We start from the raw sequence: 15,661 nt of genomic DNA, 5'->3' as shown, positions 1-15,661 counted from the left end.
CGCGCATCGTCGCCTTCATTTTCAGGAAGGAGAACGCCATGGAGTCCTTTCAGGAGAACTCGCTGTTTCGTCCCTTTGCCTATATCGATGGCAACTGGGTCGCAGCGGATAGCGGCGAACAGATCGACGTCGACAACCCGGCCACCGGCGAGATCGTGGGGCGCATGCCGAAGCTGGGACGTGCCGAGACCGAGCGTGCCATCGAGGCCGCCGAATCGGCCTGGCCCGCCTGGCGCGCCCTGACGGCGCAGGAGCGGGCCGATATCCTGATGAAGTGGTACGAGCTGATGCTCGAGCATCAGGACGAACTGGCGGCGATCATGACCGCCGAACAAGGCAAGCCGCTCAAGGAAGCGGCCGGCGAGATCGCCTATGCGGCGAGCTTCATGCGCTGGTTCGCCGAAGAAGCGCGGCGCGTGTATGGCGATACCATTCCGGCTGCCAAGGCCAATCAGCGGATCGTCGTGCTCAAGCAGCCGGTGGGCGTCGTGGGGGCGATCACGCCGTGGAACTTTCCCTCCTCGATGATCACGCGCAAGGCGGCCGCGGCGTTGGCGGCAGGCTGCCCCATCGTCATCAAGCCGGCCAGCCAGACGCCGTTCTCGGCCACGGCCCTGGCTGCGCTGGCCGAGCAGGCCGGTGTTCCCCGCGGTGTCTTCAACGTGGTGCCGGGGCGCGCCAGCGAGATCGCCAAGGCGATGACCGAGTCCCCCGTGGTACGCAAGATTACTTTCACCGGCTCCACCGAGGTGGGTAGCCAGTTGATGAGCGATGCGGCCCAGCATATTCAGAAGATTTCGCTGGAACTCGGCGGCAATGCACCATTCCTGGTCTTCGAGGACGCCGATCTGGACGCTGCCGTCGAAGGCGCCATGGCCAGCAAGTTCCGCAATGCCGGCCAGACTTGCGTGTGCACCAACCGCTTCCTCGTGCAGTCGAGCGTGGTCAATGCCTTCAGCGAGAAGCTCGCGGCGGCCATGAACAGCGAGCTGCACGTCGGGCCGGGCACCGAGGAGGGCGTGAATATCGGGCCTCTGATCGACGAAAACGCCGTCGCCAAGGTGTCGGAGCACATCCAGGATGCCGTCGACAAGGGCGCCGAACTGTTGCTGGGCGGCCATGCACACCCCCTGGGAGGACGCTTCTTCACGCCGACGCTGGTAAGCCATGCCAACGCCGAGATGAAAGTGGCCCATGAGGAAACCTTCGGGCCACTGGCCGCGGTGATCCCGTTCGAGGACGAGGAAGACGCCGTGCGCATGGCCAATGACACCCAGTTCGGCCTGGCCTCGTATTTCTATGCCAACGACCTGAGCCGTGTCTGGCGTGTCGCGGAGGCGCTGGAGTATGGCATGGTCGGCATCAATACCGGTCTGATTTCCAATGCCAGCGCGCCCTTCGGGGGAGTGAAGGCGTCGGGACTGGGACGTGAAGGCTCCAAGTACGGTATCGACGAATACATGGAAACCAAGTACCTGTGCCTGGAGCTCGGCTGAGCGAGACGACGGCGTGCTGAGCGGGGGTAGCGGGCACGCGCATCGCCCGTTCATAGCGTGAAACGATACACGGGGTAACGAAATTCCATTACTCGGCCTGCATGAGAATGGCTATCATGCAGGAAACGCTTGGAGGTCGCCGATGATGAACAAGGCATTGAGCGTGGGAGTGATTCATTTCCCGCTGGTGTTCGCCATCACCTGGATACTGACCGCCGACCCCGTGCTGGCGGGGCTGCTCGCTCTGGTCGAGCCCCTGGTCACGCTGTTCGCCTACCATCTGCATGGCCGCTTGCAGCGTGAAGCGCCCCGGACGCATTGCCCGGGGCCGCAGAGCTGCATGCGCATGCGCCAGAGCCACTGACGCCGCGCCAGTCGCCGCTGCATGGGGCGGCGAGGTACATCCATCACTCGTAACGCCAACGGCCCGCCCCGAATGCCATTCGGGGCGGGCCGTTTTCACGTTGGCGCGCAGTCCGGTCTCAGTGCCGGAAGTGACGCATGCCGGTGAAGACCATGGCGATGCCGGCTTCGTTGGCGGCATCGATCACTTCCTGATCGCGCATGGAGCCGCCGGGCTGGATCACGGCGGTGATGCCGGCCTGGGCCGCGGCATCGATGCCGTCGCGGAACGGGAAGAAGGCATCCGAGGCCATCACCGAGCCGGGCACTTCCAGATGCTCGTCGGCGGCCTTGATGCCCGCGATCTTGGCGGAATAGACGCGGCTCATCTGACCGGCACCGACCCCGATGGTCTGCCCTTGCTTGGCGTAGACGATGGCATTGGACTTGACGTACTTGGCGACTTTCCAGGCGAAGCTGAGGTCGTTCATTTCCTGCTCGCTGGGCGCGCGCTCGGTGACGGTGCGCAGTTCCTCCCGCTCGACCATGCCCAGGTCACGGTCCTGCACCAGCAAGCCGCCGGTGACGCGCTTGAAGTCGTGCGAGGGGCGACGCTGCCCGGGCCAATGGTCGCTGACATCGAGCAGGCGGACATTCTTCTTCTCGGCGACGATGTCGGCAGCCTCGTCGCTGATGCCCGGAGCGATGATGACCTCGACGAACTGCCGATCGACGATGGCGCGAGCCGTGGCGGCATCGAGCGCACGATTGAAGGCGATGATGCCGCCGAACGCACTGGTGGGATCGGTGGCGAAAGCGCGCTCGTAGGCCGCGAGCGGGGTCTCGGCGACGGCGACGCCACAGGGGTTGGCGTGCTTGACGATGACGCAGGCCGTCTCGCGGAAGGCCTTGACGCACTCGAAGGCAGCATCGGTATCGGCGACGTTGTTGAAGGAAAGCGCCTTGCCCTGGCGTTGCCGGGCAGTGGTTACGCTGGCTTCCGCGGCATCGGCTTCGGCATAGAACGCAGCCTGCTGGTGCGGGTTCTCGCCGTAGCGCATGGCCTGCTTCTTGTGGAACTGCACGTTGTAGGTGCGCGGGAAGTTGGCTTCACCGCCTTCCGCCAGGGTACCGAGATAGTTGGCGATGGCGCCGTCGTAACCGGCGGTGTGCTCGAAGGCCTTGACCGCCAGGTCGAAGCGCAGCGCCTGGCCGACGGCGCCGCCCTGGGCGCTCATGTCATCCAGTACGCGCGAGTAGTCGCCGGCGTTGACCACGATCGTGGTGTGGGCGTGGTTCTTGGCACAGGCGCGCACCATGGTCGGGCCGCCGATGTCGATGTTCTCGATGGCCTCTTCCAGCGTGCAATCCTCGCGGGCCACAGTGTCGGCGAAGGGGTAGAGGTTGACCACGACCATGTCGATGGCATCGATGTCATGCGCGGCCATCACCTCGTCGTCCTGCCCGCGACGACCGAGAATGCCGCCGTGAATCTTGGGGTGCAGGGTCTTGACGCGGCCGTCCATGATTTCCGGGAAACCGGTGTGTTGGGAGACTTCCGTCACCGGGATACCGTGCTCGCTGAGCAGGCGGAACGTGCCGCCGGTGGACAGCAGCGCGACGCCACGCGCGGCCAGCTCGCGGGCGAACTCCACGATGCCGGTCTTGTCGGACACGCTGATCAATGCGCGGCGCACGGGGCGGGCGGACGACGGGGTAGTGTGTTCGGCCATTGGGCTCCACTCTTGCAAGGTGAGGGCGCGCGATGGGCGCCGGACGAAACGCAACGGGGCGTCGCTGACGCGACGCCCCGGGACGGAATCAAATCAGTTCGTATTGCTTGAGTTTCTTGCGCAGGGTGCCGCGATTGAGACCCAGCATGTCGGCCGCGCGGGTCTGATTGCCATCGGCGTAGCGCATCACTGCCTCGAGCAAGGGGACCTCGACCTCGGTCAGCACCATGGCGTAGAGATCGGTCACCGTTTCGCCATCCAGGTGGCCGAAGTAGCGCTGCATGGCGAGCTCGACCGACTCACGCAGGGTTTGCTGATGCGCTGGCGAGGTGGTGGCGCCGGCATCGAGCGTATTCTGATCGATGGGGAATGCTTGCCTGCTGGTCATGCTGCATTGCTTCCAGTTGAGGCCAGTTCCAGCGTGTCGTGGGCCAAGGCATCCACGAAACGGTGTTGGGCCGAGGGCTGTTCCAGTACGTTGAAGCGTGCGCGTAGTGCCGCGGCTTGCGGTTGCGTCGCCAGATACCAGCCGACATGCTTGCGCGCGATGCGCACGCCCATGTGCTCACCGTAGAAGGCATGCAATGCCTCGAGATGACGGTGCATCAGGGTGGCGATATCGTCGGGCGTCGGGCGCGGCAGGCAGTCGCCGGTACGCAGGTAGTGATCGATCTCGCGGAAGATCCAGGGATTGCCCTGGGCGCCGCGGCCGATCATCACTGCATCCGCCTTAGTGTAGTCGAGGACGCGGGCAGCTTTCTCGGCGCCGTCGATGTCGCCGTTGGCGAAGACCGGCAGCGAGACCGCCTGCTTGATGGCGGCGATGGTGTCGTATTCGGCCTCGCCGCGATAGCGCTGCTCACGCGTGCGCCCATGCACGGCAAGGGCCTGGATGCCCGCCGACTCGGCAAGCTTGGCGACCCGTACGCCATTGCGGGTTTGCGGACACCAGCCGGTTCGAATCTTCAGGGTCACCGGGACATCCACGGCGGCGACGACCGCCTCGAGGATCTCCGCGACCAGGCGTTCGTCGCGCAACAATGCCGAGCCGGCGGCCTTGTTGCATACCTTCTTGGCCGGGCAGCCCATGTTGATGTCGACGATCTCGGCGCCCTGGGCAACGTTGAGGCGCGCGGCCTCGGCCAGCATCGCGGCATCGCCGCCTGCGATCTGCACGGCACGCGGGCCGGGCTCGCCGGTGTGGTCGAGGCGCTGGCGCGATTTGCGGGTATGCCACAGGCGCGTGTCGGACGTCACCATTTCGGATACCACCAGCCCCGCGCCCAGCTCCCGGCACAACTGACGAAACGGGCGATCCGTCACGCCGGCCATGGGCGCGAGAATCGCTCGGCTGGACAATGCGTAGGCGCCGATTCGCGGCAACGGCATCGCCTGAGATGAGACGTGGGTCGGCATCACGGGACGTGTCTAGATGGCTGAAAGGCGACTATGATAGCCGCCGCGGCGACGTTCTTGAAGGGGGGCCGGCTGCCATCCCTCGCGCCAGGCGCGCTCATGCCGGCGCCTTGCCGGTGATGCGCACCCAGCCTTCGCGCTCGACGGGGGCATCGAGCAGCATGCCCTGCTCGCGATACGCATCCATGACTTCCTCGGCCTGACCGGCGAGAATGCCCGACAAGGCCAGGCGTCCTCCGGGGGCCAGGTGCGCACAGAGCGTGGGAGCGAGTTCCACCAGGGGGCCGGCGAGAATGTTGGCGACCACGACGTCATGACGTTCGTCGGCGAGCCGCTCCGGATAGCAAAGCGACAAGTGTTCGTCGGCGACGTCGTTGCGCTGGGCGTTGTCGCGGCTGGCTTGCAGCGCCTGCGGGTCGATGTCCGTGCCGGTGGCGTGCCGCGCGCCGAGCTTGAGCGCGGCGATGGCCAGGATGCCGGAACCGCAGCCGAAGTCGAGCACCCGGCTGGCATCGAGATCGAGCCCGTCGAGCCATGCCAGGCACAAGGCCGTGGTCGGATGGGTGCCGGTACCGAAGGCCAGGCCCGGGTCGAGCAGCAGGTTGACGGCACCCGGCTCGGGAGCCTCGTGCCAGCTGGGCACCACCCACAGTCGTTCGCCCATCTTGAGAGGCGCGAAATCGTCCATCCACTCCCGCTCCCAGTCGCGGTCGGCGACCAGCTCGTAGTCGATCTCGGGGCAGGGCTCATCGGCCATTTCGGCAGCCCATTGCTGGCGGACGCGCTCGAGCATCGGCTCGATGTCTTCCAGGTCGTCGTAGAGACCGGTCAGCACGGTCTCGTTCCATAGCGGCGTGGTGCCGCTCTCGGGCTCGAAGACGGGGTCGTCGTGAGCGTCCTGGAGGGTGATGACCTGCGCGCCTTCGGCCAGCAGCAAGTCTTCCAGGGTCTCGGCATGTTGCGGAGCGATATGCGCCTTGAGTTGCAGCCAGGGCATGGGGCCTCCTTGGGCATCAACGCAAACGGGACGGCCTAGGCCGCCCCGTGACGAGTCGCTCGACCCGACTAGGTCAGGCCGAGTTTCTTCTCGAGGTAGTGGATGTTGACACCGCCTTGCATGAACGCGCTGTCGCGGACGAGGTCCTTCTGCAGGTCGATGTTGGTCTTGATGCCTTCGACCAGGAGCTCGTCGAGGGCATTGCGCATGCGCGTCAACGCCGTCTCGCGGCTGGCGCCCCAGGTGATCAGCTTGCCGAGCAGCGAATCGTAGTGGGGCGGTACGCTGTAGCCGGTGTAGATGTGCGAATCCATGCGCACGCCCAGGCCGCCGGGAGCGTGATACAGATCGATCTTGCCGGGGGAGGGCATGAAGGTGCGCGAGTCCTCGGCGTTGATCCGGCATTCGAAGGCGTGCCCGTTGAGCTGAACGTCATCCTGGGTGATCGACAGCGGCAGTCCGGAAGCAATGCGCAGCTGCTCCTTGACGATGTCGACGCCGGTGACCATCTCGGACACGGGGTGCTCGACCTGCACGCGCGTGTTCATCTCGATGAAGAAGAACTCGCCGTTCTCGTACAGGAACTCGAACGTGCCGGCTCCGCGATAGTTGATCTCGTTGCAGGCATCCACGCAGGCCTGGAGAACATCGGCGCGGGCTTTCGGATCGAGATGCGGCGCGGGGGCTTCTTCCAGCACCTTCTGGTGACGGCGCTGCAGGGAGCAGTCGCGATCGTAGAGGTGGATGGCATTGCCCTGTCCGTCGGCCAGCACCTGGACTTCGACGTGACGCGGGTTCTCGAGGAACTTCTCCATGTACAGCGTGCCGTCGCCGAACGCCGCATTGGCTTCGTTGCGTGTCACGCTGACCGAGGAGAGCAGGCTGCCTTCGCTGTGCACCACGCGCATGCCACGTCCGCCGCCGCCGGCGGCCGCCTTGATGATGACCGGATAACCGATGCGCTTGGCGGTGGCCAGAATGGCGTCGTCGTTGTCTTCGGGGAGCGGGCCGTCGGAGCCGGGCACCGTGGGTACGCCGGCCTTCTTCATCGCCGAAATGGCGCTGACCTTGTCGCCCATCATGCGGATGGTTTCGGCGCGCGGTCCCACGAAGACGAAGCCGGAGCGCTCCACCTGTTCGGCGAAGTTGGCATTCTCGGAGAGGAAGCCGTAGCCGGGATGGATGGCGCTTGAATCGGTGACCTCGGCGGCGCTGATCAACGCCGGGATGTTCAGGTAGGACTGCGCCGAGGACGCGGGGCCGATGCACACGGCTTCATCGGCCAGGCGCACGTGCATGAGCTCGCGGTCGGCCTTGGAATGCACCGCCACGGTCTTGATGCCGAGTTCCTTGCAAGCGCGCAGTATGCGCAAAGCGATCTCGCCACGATTGGCGATGAGTACCTTGTCCAACATAGTGTCGTCCGTCTCTATGTAAGCTCGGAAGCGGTTGGCGATCGTTCACTCTGGGCGATCGCAAACGGCTTCAAGAGATGATGACCATCGGCTGGTCGAATTCGACCGGTTCGCCATCTTCGACCATGATGGCTTCGATCACGCCATCCTGATCGGCCTCGATCTGGTTCATCATCTTCATGGCTTCGACGATGCACACGGTTTCGCCTTTCTTGACGCTCTGGCCGATTTCAACGAACGGCTTGGCTCCCGGTGCCGGCGAGCGGTAGAACGTCCCCACCATGGGCGAGGTCACCGGATGGCCGCTGGGCTGTGCCGGTGCCGCATCGGCCTCGGGCGCTGCAGGGGCGCTGGGAGCGGCCGGTGCGGGTGCCGCGGCGGCGGGAGCCGGTGCAGGGGTGGCTGCAGGTTGTGCGCCGAACCCGCCGGTGTGGCGGCTGATGCGCACGGACTCTTCGCCTTCCTGGATTTCGATCTCGCTGATGTTGGACTCTTCCAGGAGTTCGATGAGTTTCTTGACCTTGCGAATATCCATAAGCCTGTCTCGTTCAAAGTGAGTGTGAGGTGGCGTTACGTGCCGCTGAAAGCTGCCGCCCGATCAATCGAGCTGACGCAGGGCGGCTTCCAGGGCGAGTTCATAACTGTCGGCGCCGAAGCCGGCGATGACGCCACGAGCAACATCGGAAAAATACGAATGCGCACGAAACGGCTCGCGGGCATGGACGTTGGAAAGATGCAGCTCGATGAAGGGCAGCGCGACGCCGGTGAGGGCATCACGCAGGGCGACACTGGTATGCGTGAAGGCGGCCGGATTGAGCAGGATGAAATCGGTCCCGTCGGTGCGCGCCGCGTGCACCCGCTCGACCAGCTCGTGCTCGGCATTGGACTGCAGCCAGTCGAGCCGGTGGCCGGCCTCCGCGGCGCGCTGCGTCAGGCGCAGACGAATGTCCTCGAGGGTGGTGGTGCCATAAACCCCGGGCTCGCGCGTACCGAGCAGGTTGAGGTTGGGGCCGTTGAGTACGAGAAGCTTCGCCATGTCGGAGTCCCTGGCTGACGCTGTTAACCTGTTCAGGATTTATCTAGATCCCGGCACGATCACGCAAGATGCCGTCGCTGACGCCATATATCGTCAGTGTGGGCGAAGTTTGCCCAAAAACGTGGTAGCTGTCCAGTTTGTGTTGTCGTCAGCAGTCGCAAGCAAAAACGTCACTGCGTGATAAGATGAAAAGTCATCGCTTTCCACTTCACCACAAGGACGTCCCATGGCTCTATTTCGCAAGCGTGAGCGTCAACAACGCAATGTTCTGGAATCGCCCCAGTACGGCTGGATCTGGAAACCGCTGGTTGCCTTGCTGCTGATCTATCTGGTGGTGTGCCTGGCCTTGGGCATCTGGTGGAGTCAGCGTCCCGACGCCTTCGACGTCGACGCCGCGGTCTCGGTACAGCGTGGCGGTGCCGAGCAGTCGGGCGCCGAGGCGGCGTCGGCAGCGCCCCGGCCGGGCGAGACGATGACCGCCACCACCTTGACCCTTCTGGGGACCTTGCTCGACAAGCCCGGAGGATATCTGCGCAATGACATCGCGCCGCCGGGATTGTGGCTCGACAACATGCCCAGTTGGGAACAGGGTGTGCTGGGCCAGGTGCGAGCCATCGGCGCGGCCTTGAACGACACCATTGCCAGCGACGACGATGCACTGCAGGACGCCGTCGAGGCGCTCGACACGCGCAGTGGGGCCTGGCGCTTCCCGTCCGCCGAGGGGCGCTATCAGGACGCGCGTGACACGCTGCGCGACTACCTGGCCCGTCTGGGGGATCAGCAAGCCGGGTTCTCGCAGGAGGCGCCGGCCTTGGCGGCCTGGCTCGAGCGGGTGCAGACGCGTCTCGACCGGCAGACGCAGCGCCTGGCGGCGAGCGTGGGACACGCCGAGCGTCGCGGTGCCGACCTGCAGGGCGATGAAAACGACAAAGGCGGGCAGGAGACGCCCTGGCTGCGTATCGACAATGTGTTCTTCGAGGCGCGGGGCAACGCCTGGGCGTTGATGCACTTGCTCGAAGCGGCCGAGCGCGATTTCGCGCCTGCCATCGAAAAGGCGCAGATGGGCAGTGCGTTCGATCAGTTGATCGCCGAGCTCGATGCCTCGCAAGCCCGTCTGTGGAGTCCGGTCGTGCTCAACGGCAGCGGATTTGGCATGTTCGCCAACCACTCGCTGACGATGGCCAGCTATACGTCACGCGCGTCGCAGTTGATCGGCGAGATACGCACCGCCCTCGATGCCGTGGGATCGGGGGTTGGCGAGGCCGGCTCCGGGGAATCAGGCGCCGGGGAATCAGACGCAGGGGAATCGTAGACCTTGGGCGACAGCCTGTCCCTGCAGGCGTGTTGGACAGGCCGTATGCCGCATAAAAGTACGCCCCGTGTCGCATGCGACACGGGGCGTGGTGCCTGCCTGGAAGCGAGACGCGGCGTTTACGCTTTGGTGTAGGCGGCCGCGGCTTTTTCGATGGCCTTGCGCGCGGCGTCGGCGCCATCCCAGGAGTCGATCTTCACCCACTTGCCTTTCTCGAGATCCTTGTAGTTCTCGAAGAAATGCGCGATTTGCTGGCGCAGCAGCTCGGGGAGGTCGGTGACTTCCTGCACGTCGTCGTAAAGTGCGCTCAGCTTGGAGTGCGGCACGCAGACCAGCTTGGCGTCCTCGCCGGCTTCGTCGGACATGTTGAGCACGCCGACCGGACGGGCGCGAATCACGCTGCCGGCCTGTACCGGATAAGGGGTCACCACCAGGGCGTCGAGCGGGTCGCCGTCGTCGGCCAGGGTGTTGTTGATGAAACCGTAATTGGCCGGATAGAACATCGGCGTGGCCATGAAGCGGTCGACGACCAGCGCATCCATGTCCTTGTCGATCTCGTACTTGATCGGCGCGTGGTTGGCGGGGATCTCGATCGCCACATAGACGTCGTTGGGAAGATCCTTGCCAGCGGGAATGTTTTTGAAACTCATCGTCGAGTCCTTGCGGTTTGCAGGTTGAACACCAGCGGGGGAAAATCCCCGGAATTATACGAGTAGCGTCCGGCGTTTACCAATCGACGAGAGGCGCAGACGACATCCCGCTGCCGTCGTCTTGCGTTGTCACGCCCATCGGTCGCGGGGATTGCCCGTCTCATCATCGACAAGGAGACGATCGTTGACGGAAAGCAGCCTTTCTATCAGCTTCGGCCAGGCATTCGTGGCGCCGGATCGGCGCCACCATCGCAGTTCGATGTCGGTACAGATACCCGGTGGCTCACAGCTTGCCGCCAAGGGCGCCTGCGCGCTGATCAGCGACTCCACCTGGCGCAATGCCATCGCCAAACAGGCGGGGGATTTGAGCGTGCGCGGCTTTCTCGCCGATTACTATTCGACACCCGAGCACTGGGATGTCAAGACGTCGGCCCATCGCGTGCTGCGCGCATTGAATGGCTGGTGCTACAGCCAGAGTGCCTATATCGAGGGCGGCAGCTATATCTGCTCGCTGTCGGCGACGGTGTTCCGCCATCGGGAGATGCACCTTTTCCACATGGGCGACACCCTGGTGTTTCGTCTGCGGGGTGCCGAGTTCGAGCAGCTCTCTCGCGATCATGTCACCGATCTGGGCGGGTATCGCTATCCGTCGCGCGCGCTGGGCATGGATGGCAGCCTGGATATCGATTACGTGACGCACTCGCTCAAGCAGGGCGATTTGTTCCTGTTCACCACCCAGGCGGTGCGCGGCACCTTGCTGCCCTCGGATTTCGTGCAGCTGATCCGCGCCGATGTCAGCGATCTCGACGCAGCCTGCGAACGTCTGGCCGAGGCAGCGCACGCGCGTGCTCAGGAACGTGGCTATGGTGGCGATCAGTTCTGTTTCCAGCTGGTGCGCATCGATCGTTTGCCCGAGGAAGTCGAACCGGAGCATCCCGTGCCGCTGTACGGTGATTTGCCGGTGCCGCCGGAACTGACGCCGGGCGAGCGTCTCGATGGACTGGAGGTGCTCGAGGTGCTGTCGCGCACCGCCAAGTCGCGAGTCTATCGCGTGCGGGATACCCGCAATGAGCGCGAGATGGTGATGAAGGCACCTAGCCCCGAGCTGTCGCTGCGCAATGCCTATCAAGAGCATTTCGCGCTGCAGCAGTGGGTCGTGCAGCGGGTCAATTCACCGTTCGTGGCCAAGGTGGTGGATCCCTCGCGCCCGCGTCGCTATCAGTATTATCTGATCGATTACATCAAGGGCGAGTCACTGACGGCCTGGGCTTTGCGCCATCCTCAGGCAAGCCTCGGCGCTCGCCTGGACCTGGCGCGCCAGCTGGTCAAGGCTGTTCAGGCCCTTCACCGGCGCGATGTGCTGCATCAGAACCTGCATCCCGACAACGTGCTGGTCGATCCGCACGGACAGTTGGTGCTCACCGATTTCGGGGCATGTCACTTGCGCGAGAGCGACAGCCAGCAGGGGGCTCGCGAACTGGCACGACAGGTGGGGCTGACCGAGCACAGCGCGCCCGAATACGCGCTGGACACCGACGTCGGGCGGCGTAGCGATCAGTATGGCCTGGCCTCGACCATCTACTGGCTGCTGACCGGCCATCAACCTTACGCACTGGCGCCCAACGAATTGCGCAGCCATACCGACCTCGAGCGGATGAGCTACACCAGCGCACGCCGATACAATCCGGCCATCGCCAGCGAACTCGATGACGCCTTGAAACGTGCCCTCGACCCCCAACGTGCCTTGCGGTTTCGGCGGCTGGGCGAGTTTGCCTATCATCTGCGCACGCCCAGGCGGAACGAGGACGGCGTGGCACGCCAGTCCTGGCAGACGCCGGCCACGCTGTGGAAAGCCGTGGCTGGCGTGCTGTTGTTGCTGTTATTGCTGTCGTGGTGGTTGAGATAAGCAGGAGAGCACGACGCTGGTGAGTCGAGAACTCTGCCAGCTTGAGGACGCCTTGCCGGGTGGCGCCAGTTATTCCGTTACGGGAAAAGGCGCCAGGTCTCTTCTCGGAAATCGGCAAACGGCGTGTGGCATTGCCACCTTGCCGGTGCAGTCGAAGGGGCATGAAGCCAGCATGCTATGCCGTGAACAGAATCGGCATGTTCGTCGCCAAGGGGGCCTGCATCTCAAAAATATCCCCGAAAGCAGAAATATAGAATCGCCAGTACCTCTGCCCAGCCGAGCAGGTAGCAGAACAGTGGCCAGAGAATTTCCTTCGCGGTCAGCGGGCGCTCGGTGTGGCGATTGCGCACGTAAGGGTCGTTTGGATCAACCCGGCACTTTTCCTCGACCCACTCGGGCCAGCGCGGCACGCGGCAAGTCCACTTCGCGATGATACGGCCGGTGCCTGCCCACATGACCATCGGCGCGAAAATCAGCTGGACCGCACGGCTATCGGCCAGCACCTGCGTGGCCTGGATCAGCGAGTGGATGAAACTCTCGCGTTTACCGTCTAAATCCAGCAGGCGCTGATCGACCTGATAGGCCTGGATATGGCCGTCGGGTTCTTCCATATAGCGACGCACCAGCTCCCAGATTTCCAGCGCGCCCTGCATGTTCTTTCTACCTTGATACTTGAAAAAAACCAGGTGATAAAGCATGTTGCCCGCGCGATCTCTTACGTAGCCACGGATTTCATCGCGTGCCAAACCTCGGCGATCTTCCGATGCTGTCGATTGGCTTGTGTAGAACTGAATATCGTCCCAGTTCATGGTGACCACGCCCATATCCTGAGACCAGGCATAGACCTTACGATCACGACGATTGAAGCGCATGGGGTAGTGGGTTTTGCGGAACATGTCCCAGCGTAAAAGTGTGTTCAGACAAGGAGCAGCTATGAATACGAATGTAAAAACCGCCAGCCATATAAAAACATACACAACCAGAGGAAGACGCTCATTGTACAAAAAAAGAACATAGAGAAATGCGCCCATGCCTACTAGAGTCGGTACCAGGCCCATGAGGCCAAAAAAAGACGTAATTCCTCTCAAGCGATTACCAGCATCAACAATTTCGACATAAGTAGAGCTAATAGATATCACTGAGTCATTAAAAAGCGTTTTTTTTACAGCTTTTGTTGCGCATTTTCGATCTAGTTGTTGTGCTTTTCCCCCAAAGCCTCTCGATCGGGACATTGTACTGGAAAAGCCCCAGTTGGCTCTTACCATCAGGTTATAAAGATCCTTGGCAGTCGTCGATCGCATATCACTCTTCCTTGTGAGTTATGGCTTCTAGGCGTTGCATTTCGACTTCCAACTTTGCCGTACCAGGCCCAGGTTCACCACGCTCTCCGAAGGCACATTCGGCCAGCCACTCTTGCAGGTCATCCTCGGTGAACCACAAAATGGCAACAGCCGCCGCAATCGCGATAACGCCGAGCATTAACCCAGTCCACCATAGGGTTATCGCCAGAGTAGCGAGAAGACCAGTGCTACCGGCAATAGAAGCAGCGGAACCGATACTGGCCAAAAACAAAACGAAACTTGCAGTGCCAGTAAAGAAACCGGAGGTTAAATATAAAGAACCAATCACCACTTTATCCTCACCGATTTTTTCAACTCCTTCCCATAGATCCATCGCCCCAAGAATCAAACCTCCGGCCAACCCAAGGAATCGCCCGGCGGCCAGAAGTGCACGCTGTGTACCGACAAAACGTGCCTCAGCGAAGAATACGCCACGTGCATGCTCCAGCGTCTTTCCCACCACTTCGGCGGCTCCGCCGCCCAAGGCGAGGCTCATGCCGAGTAAACGCCCCTGAGATCGGAGTCCTGCTTCCAGAATGCTGTTCATCTTCCCAAGCTGATCATTCAGACTGGTATAGGCCAACGCCACTCCCACAATGCCTGCCGAAAACTCCAGTTTTTCTCGTCCCGTCAGGCTGATAGCCCTGGATGGCGAAGACGTCTCCGCCATAAAGTCCTCTAGCGGAGTGAGGTCTATCTGGCGCATATCGAAGGTCACCGGGGTTTCCCCATTGACCGTGATGAGCGAGCGCGCCTCGACCCGAACCTTCTGCTGGAACTGGCGCAGCTCATTCTCGCCCCAGTCGGGGTGGATCAGCTTGAGCGGCCCGCGCGTTCGGGATAGGGCTTCCTCGAACGTCACGCTGACTTGGTTGATCTGGACCGAGCCTCCCGAGATCATCCCCAGTGTGAGCAGAAATGGCGTCGGGTTTTGTTCTTTTGCCACGACACTTTGCAGCGGCCCCAGCACATGGCCGAGCATTCTGGCGGGCGAGGCAACCTCATCGGGGTAATCTTCCGTCAATCCAAGATAAGCCGCTATCAACGGCCCCCATGGCAGGGTGGCGGGATTATTGGCTTGCGCGCCAAAGTCGACGTCGCTGGCTGCCATGATCTGCTCGACCAGCCCCTGCTGATTGAGACACATGCCTCTCAGCAGCAGGTTGTCATCGCTGATCTCGCTCGCCGACAGCCATTTGGCATACTGCGTGAAGGCGGGCGCGTAGCTCTGGGTACCCAGCAGCACGAAGGATATGACGGAAACGAAATTGATACCCGACTCTACATTTGCATCATCAAATCGGCTGTTGAGGTAGATCAGCAGCGGATTGCCCGTCAACCAGCTCACATAGGCCGATGCCAGTGGCCGCATGTTGTCTTTATCGTATGCTGACAACTGCGTGCGATAGGTATTTTCCATCCAGTCGTCGGGCTCGCCGGGGCGTAGCTTGTCGCCATACTTGCCCCAGGCATCGTCGGCGGCGTCCTTGAGTTCATTCTCGCTGATATTCCGCAACGTCTCCCTACGAACGCCCTCGACCTCCTGCCGCAACGCAGGGTCTTCTTTCTGCCGTCGCTCGAAATTGGCCTTGATGCTGTGCTCAAACCCCGGATGTCCGCCGGTCTTATCCGCGCCGTAGTAGGTTTCCTTGAGCTGGTTTTCTACGATCTCGTTGGCGCGTTGCTGCCGCGCTCGCTCTCGAAATCCATCGCGCAGGGCATTGACGACACCCGCCGTGACGAAGGGGCGCTTGATCGCTCCCTGCTCGTTGAACTCATTCTCCCGGGCCGCGAGTAGTGAGGCGAGGTCACTGGTCACCCCGGCGGGATCGTCGAGGACGAACAGCGCCGGCGTCATCCCACTTGGCTCGGCCTGTCGCTGTGATCAATCGATGAACCCTTCGACGTCGTCCCGAATCCCGTTGACTGGTGCGAGGCTGTGGCTCAACGCACTCACTTCCGTGCTCTGGGTCGCTTCGCTGCTGCCCGTATCGCTAGATTGGCGTCGTACCCAAGGG

13 protein-coding genes and 1 pseudogene are annotated in these 15,661 nt (G+C 62.6%); 4 read left to right on the top strand and 10 right to left on the bottom strand.

Translation table 11 applies throughout. The features are described 5' to 3' along the window. Positions 1 to 38 precede the first annotated feature (38 nt). Positions 39 to 1,496 carry an NAD-dependent succinate-semialdehyde dehydrogenase gene (locus CSAL_RS11655; protein WP_011507587.1) on the top strand — a complete coding sequence of 486 codons (1,458 nt, stop codon included), beginning with the start codon at positions 39 to 41 and terminating at the stop codon, positions 1,494 to 1,496. A 142-nt stretch (positions 1,497 to 1,638) separates the two neighbouring features. Next, positions 1,639 to 1,860: a DUF2061 domain-containing protein gene (locus CSAL_RS16985; RefSeq protein WP_011507586.1), complete on the top strand. Its 222-nt coding sequence runs from the start codon at positions 1,639 to 1,641 to the stop codon at positions 1,858 to 1,860. A gap of 118 nt (positions 1,861 to 1,978) precedes the next feature. Here the strand turns inward: CSAL_RS16985 and purH are convergent, their stop codons facing one another. From purH to aroQ, 7 genes are all read right to left on the bottom strand, one after another. Further along, a complete protein-coding gene (purH, locus tag CSAL_RS11645; protein WP_011507585.1) occupies positions 1,979 to 3,571 on the bottom strand; it encodes a bifunctional phosphoribosylaminoimidazolecarboxamide formyltransferase/IMP cyclohydrolase in 1,593 nt (530 codons plus the stop codon). An 88-nt stretch (positions 3,572 to 3,659) separates the two neighbouring features. Continuing rightward, on the bottom strand, positions 3,660 to 3,959 hold the full coding sequence (gene fis, locus CSAL_RS11640; RefSeq protein WP_011507584.1) for a DNA-binding transcriptional regulator Fis: 300 nt from the start codon (positions 3,957 to 3,959) through the stop codon (positions 3,660 to 3,662). Continuing rightward, the gene (gene dusB / locus CSAL_RS11635; RefSeq protein ID WP_011507583.1) at positions 3,956 to 4,987 is read right to left on the bottom strand and encodes a tRNA dihydrouridine synthase DusB; all 1,032 of its coding nucleotides are present in this window, start codon (positions 4,985 to 4,987) and stop codon (positions 3,956 to 3,958) included. Before dusB ends, fis begins: the two co-directional genes overlap by 4 nt. 97 nt (positions 4,988 to 5,084) lie before the next feature. Further along, positions 5,085 to 5,984 carry a 50S ribosomal protein L11 methyltransferase gene (prmA, locus tag CSAL_RS11630; RefSeq protein WP_011507582.1) on the bottom strand — a complete coding sequence of 300 codons (900 nt, stop codon included), beginning with the start codon at positions 5,982 to 5,984 and terminating at the stop codon, positions 5,085 to 5,087. A gap of 68 nt (positions 5,985 to 6,052) precedes the next feature. Further along, positions 6,053 to 7,399, bottom strand: coding sequence for an acetyl-CoA carboxylase biotin carboxylase subunit (gene accC / locus CSAL_RS11625; RefSeq protein WP_011507581.1), 1,347 nt, complete (start codon positions 7,397 to 7,399; stop codon positions 6,053 to 6,055). Between the two features lie 70 nt (positions 7,400 to 7,469). Beyond that, positions 7,470 to 7,934 (bottom strand): acetyl-CoA carboxylase biotin carboxyl carrier protein, encoded by a 465-nt coding sequence (accB, locus tag CSAL_RS11620; RefSeq protein ID WP_011507580.1) that lies wholly within the window; start codon positions 7,932 to 7,934, stop codon positions 7,470 to 7,472. Between the two features lie 63 nt (positions 7,935 to 7,997). Next, entirely contained in the window at positions 7,998 to 8,435 is a 438-nt protein-coding gene (aroQ, locus tag CSAL_RS11615) for a type II 3-dehydroquinate dehydratase (protein ID WP_011507579.1), read from the bottom strand. Between the two features lie 226 nt (positions 8,436 to 8,661). On the opposite strand from aroQ, the gene CSAL_RS11610 reads away from it, so the two are divergent. Further along, the gene (locus tag CSAL_RS11610) at positions 8,662 to 9,747 is read left to right on the top strand and encodes a DUF2333 family protein (RefSeq protein ID WP_011507578.1); all 1,086 of its coding nucleotides are present in this window, start codon (positions 8,662 to 8,664) and stop codon (positions 9,745 to 9,747) included. 119 nt (positions 9,748 to 9,866) lie between these two features. Here CSAL_RS11610 and ppa read toward each other — a convergent pair whose 3' ends face one another. Then, positions 9,867 to 10,397 carry an inorganic diphosphatase gene (gene ppa, locus CSAL_RS11605; protein WP_011507577.1) on the bottom strand — a complete coding sequence of 177 codons (531 nt, stop codon included), beginning with the start codon at positions 10,395 to 10,397 and terminating at the stop codon, positions 9,867 to 9,869. Between the two features lie 259 nt (positions 10,398 to 10,656). Between ppa and CSAL_RS11600 the strand changes: the two genes are divergently transcribed. Continuing rightward, the gene (locus tag CSAL_RS11600; protein WP_011507576.1) at positions 10,657 to 12,303 is read left to right on the top strand and encodes a bifunctional protein-serine/threonine kinase/phosphatase; all 1,647 of its coding nucleotides are present in this window, start codon (positions 10,657 to 10,659) and stop codon (positions 12,301 to 12,303) included. 224 nt (positions 12,304 to 12,527) lie between these two features. On the opposite strand, the gene CSAL_RS17265 is transcribed toward CSAL_RS11600, so the two are convergent. Together CSAL_RS17265 and CSAL_RS11590 are read right to left on the bottom strand one after the other, a co-directional pair. Further along, complete coding sequence (locus CSAL_RS17265; RefSeq protein WP_011507575.1) at positions 12,528 to 13,604, bottom strand: DUF6708 domain-containing protein; 1,077 nt, start codon at positions 13,602 to 13,604, stop codon at positions 12,528 to 12,530. Between the two features lies 1 nt (position 13,605). Then, a pseudogene (locus CSAL_RS11590) lies at positions 13,606 to 15,510 on the bottom strand (T6SS effector BTH_I2691 family protein); the annotation flags it as partial. Positions 15,511 to 15,661: the final 151 nt, after the last annotated feature.

Origin of the sequence: Chromohalobacter israelensis DSM 3043 (assembly GCF_000055785.1) — a bacterium.
Taxonomy (GTDB): domain Bacteria; phylum Pseudomonadota; class Gammaproteobacteria; order Pseudomonadales; family Halomonadaceae; genus Chromohalobacter; species Chromohalobacter israelensis.
The sequence above is the reverse complement of the archived record's forward strand: the minus strand, read 5'-3'. Positions and strand labels throughout refer to the sequence as shown.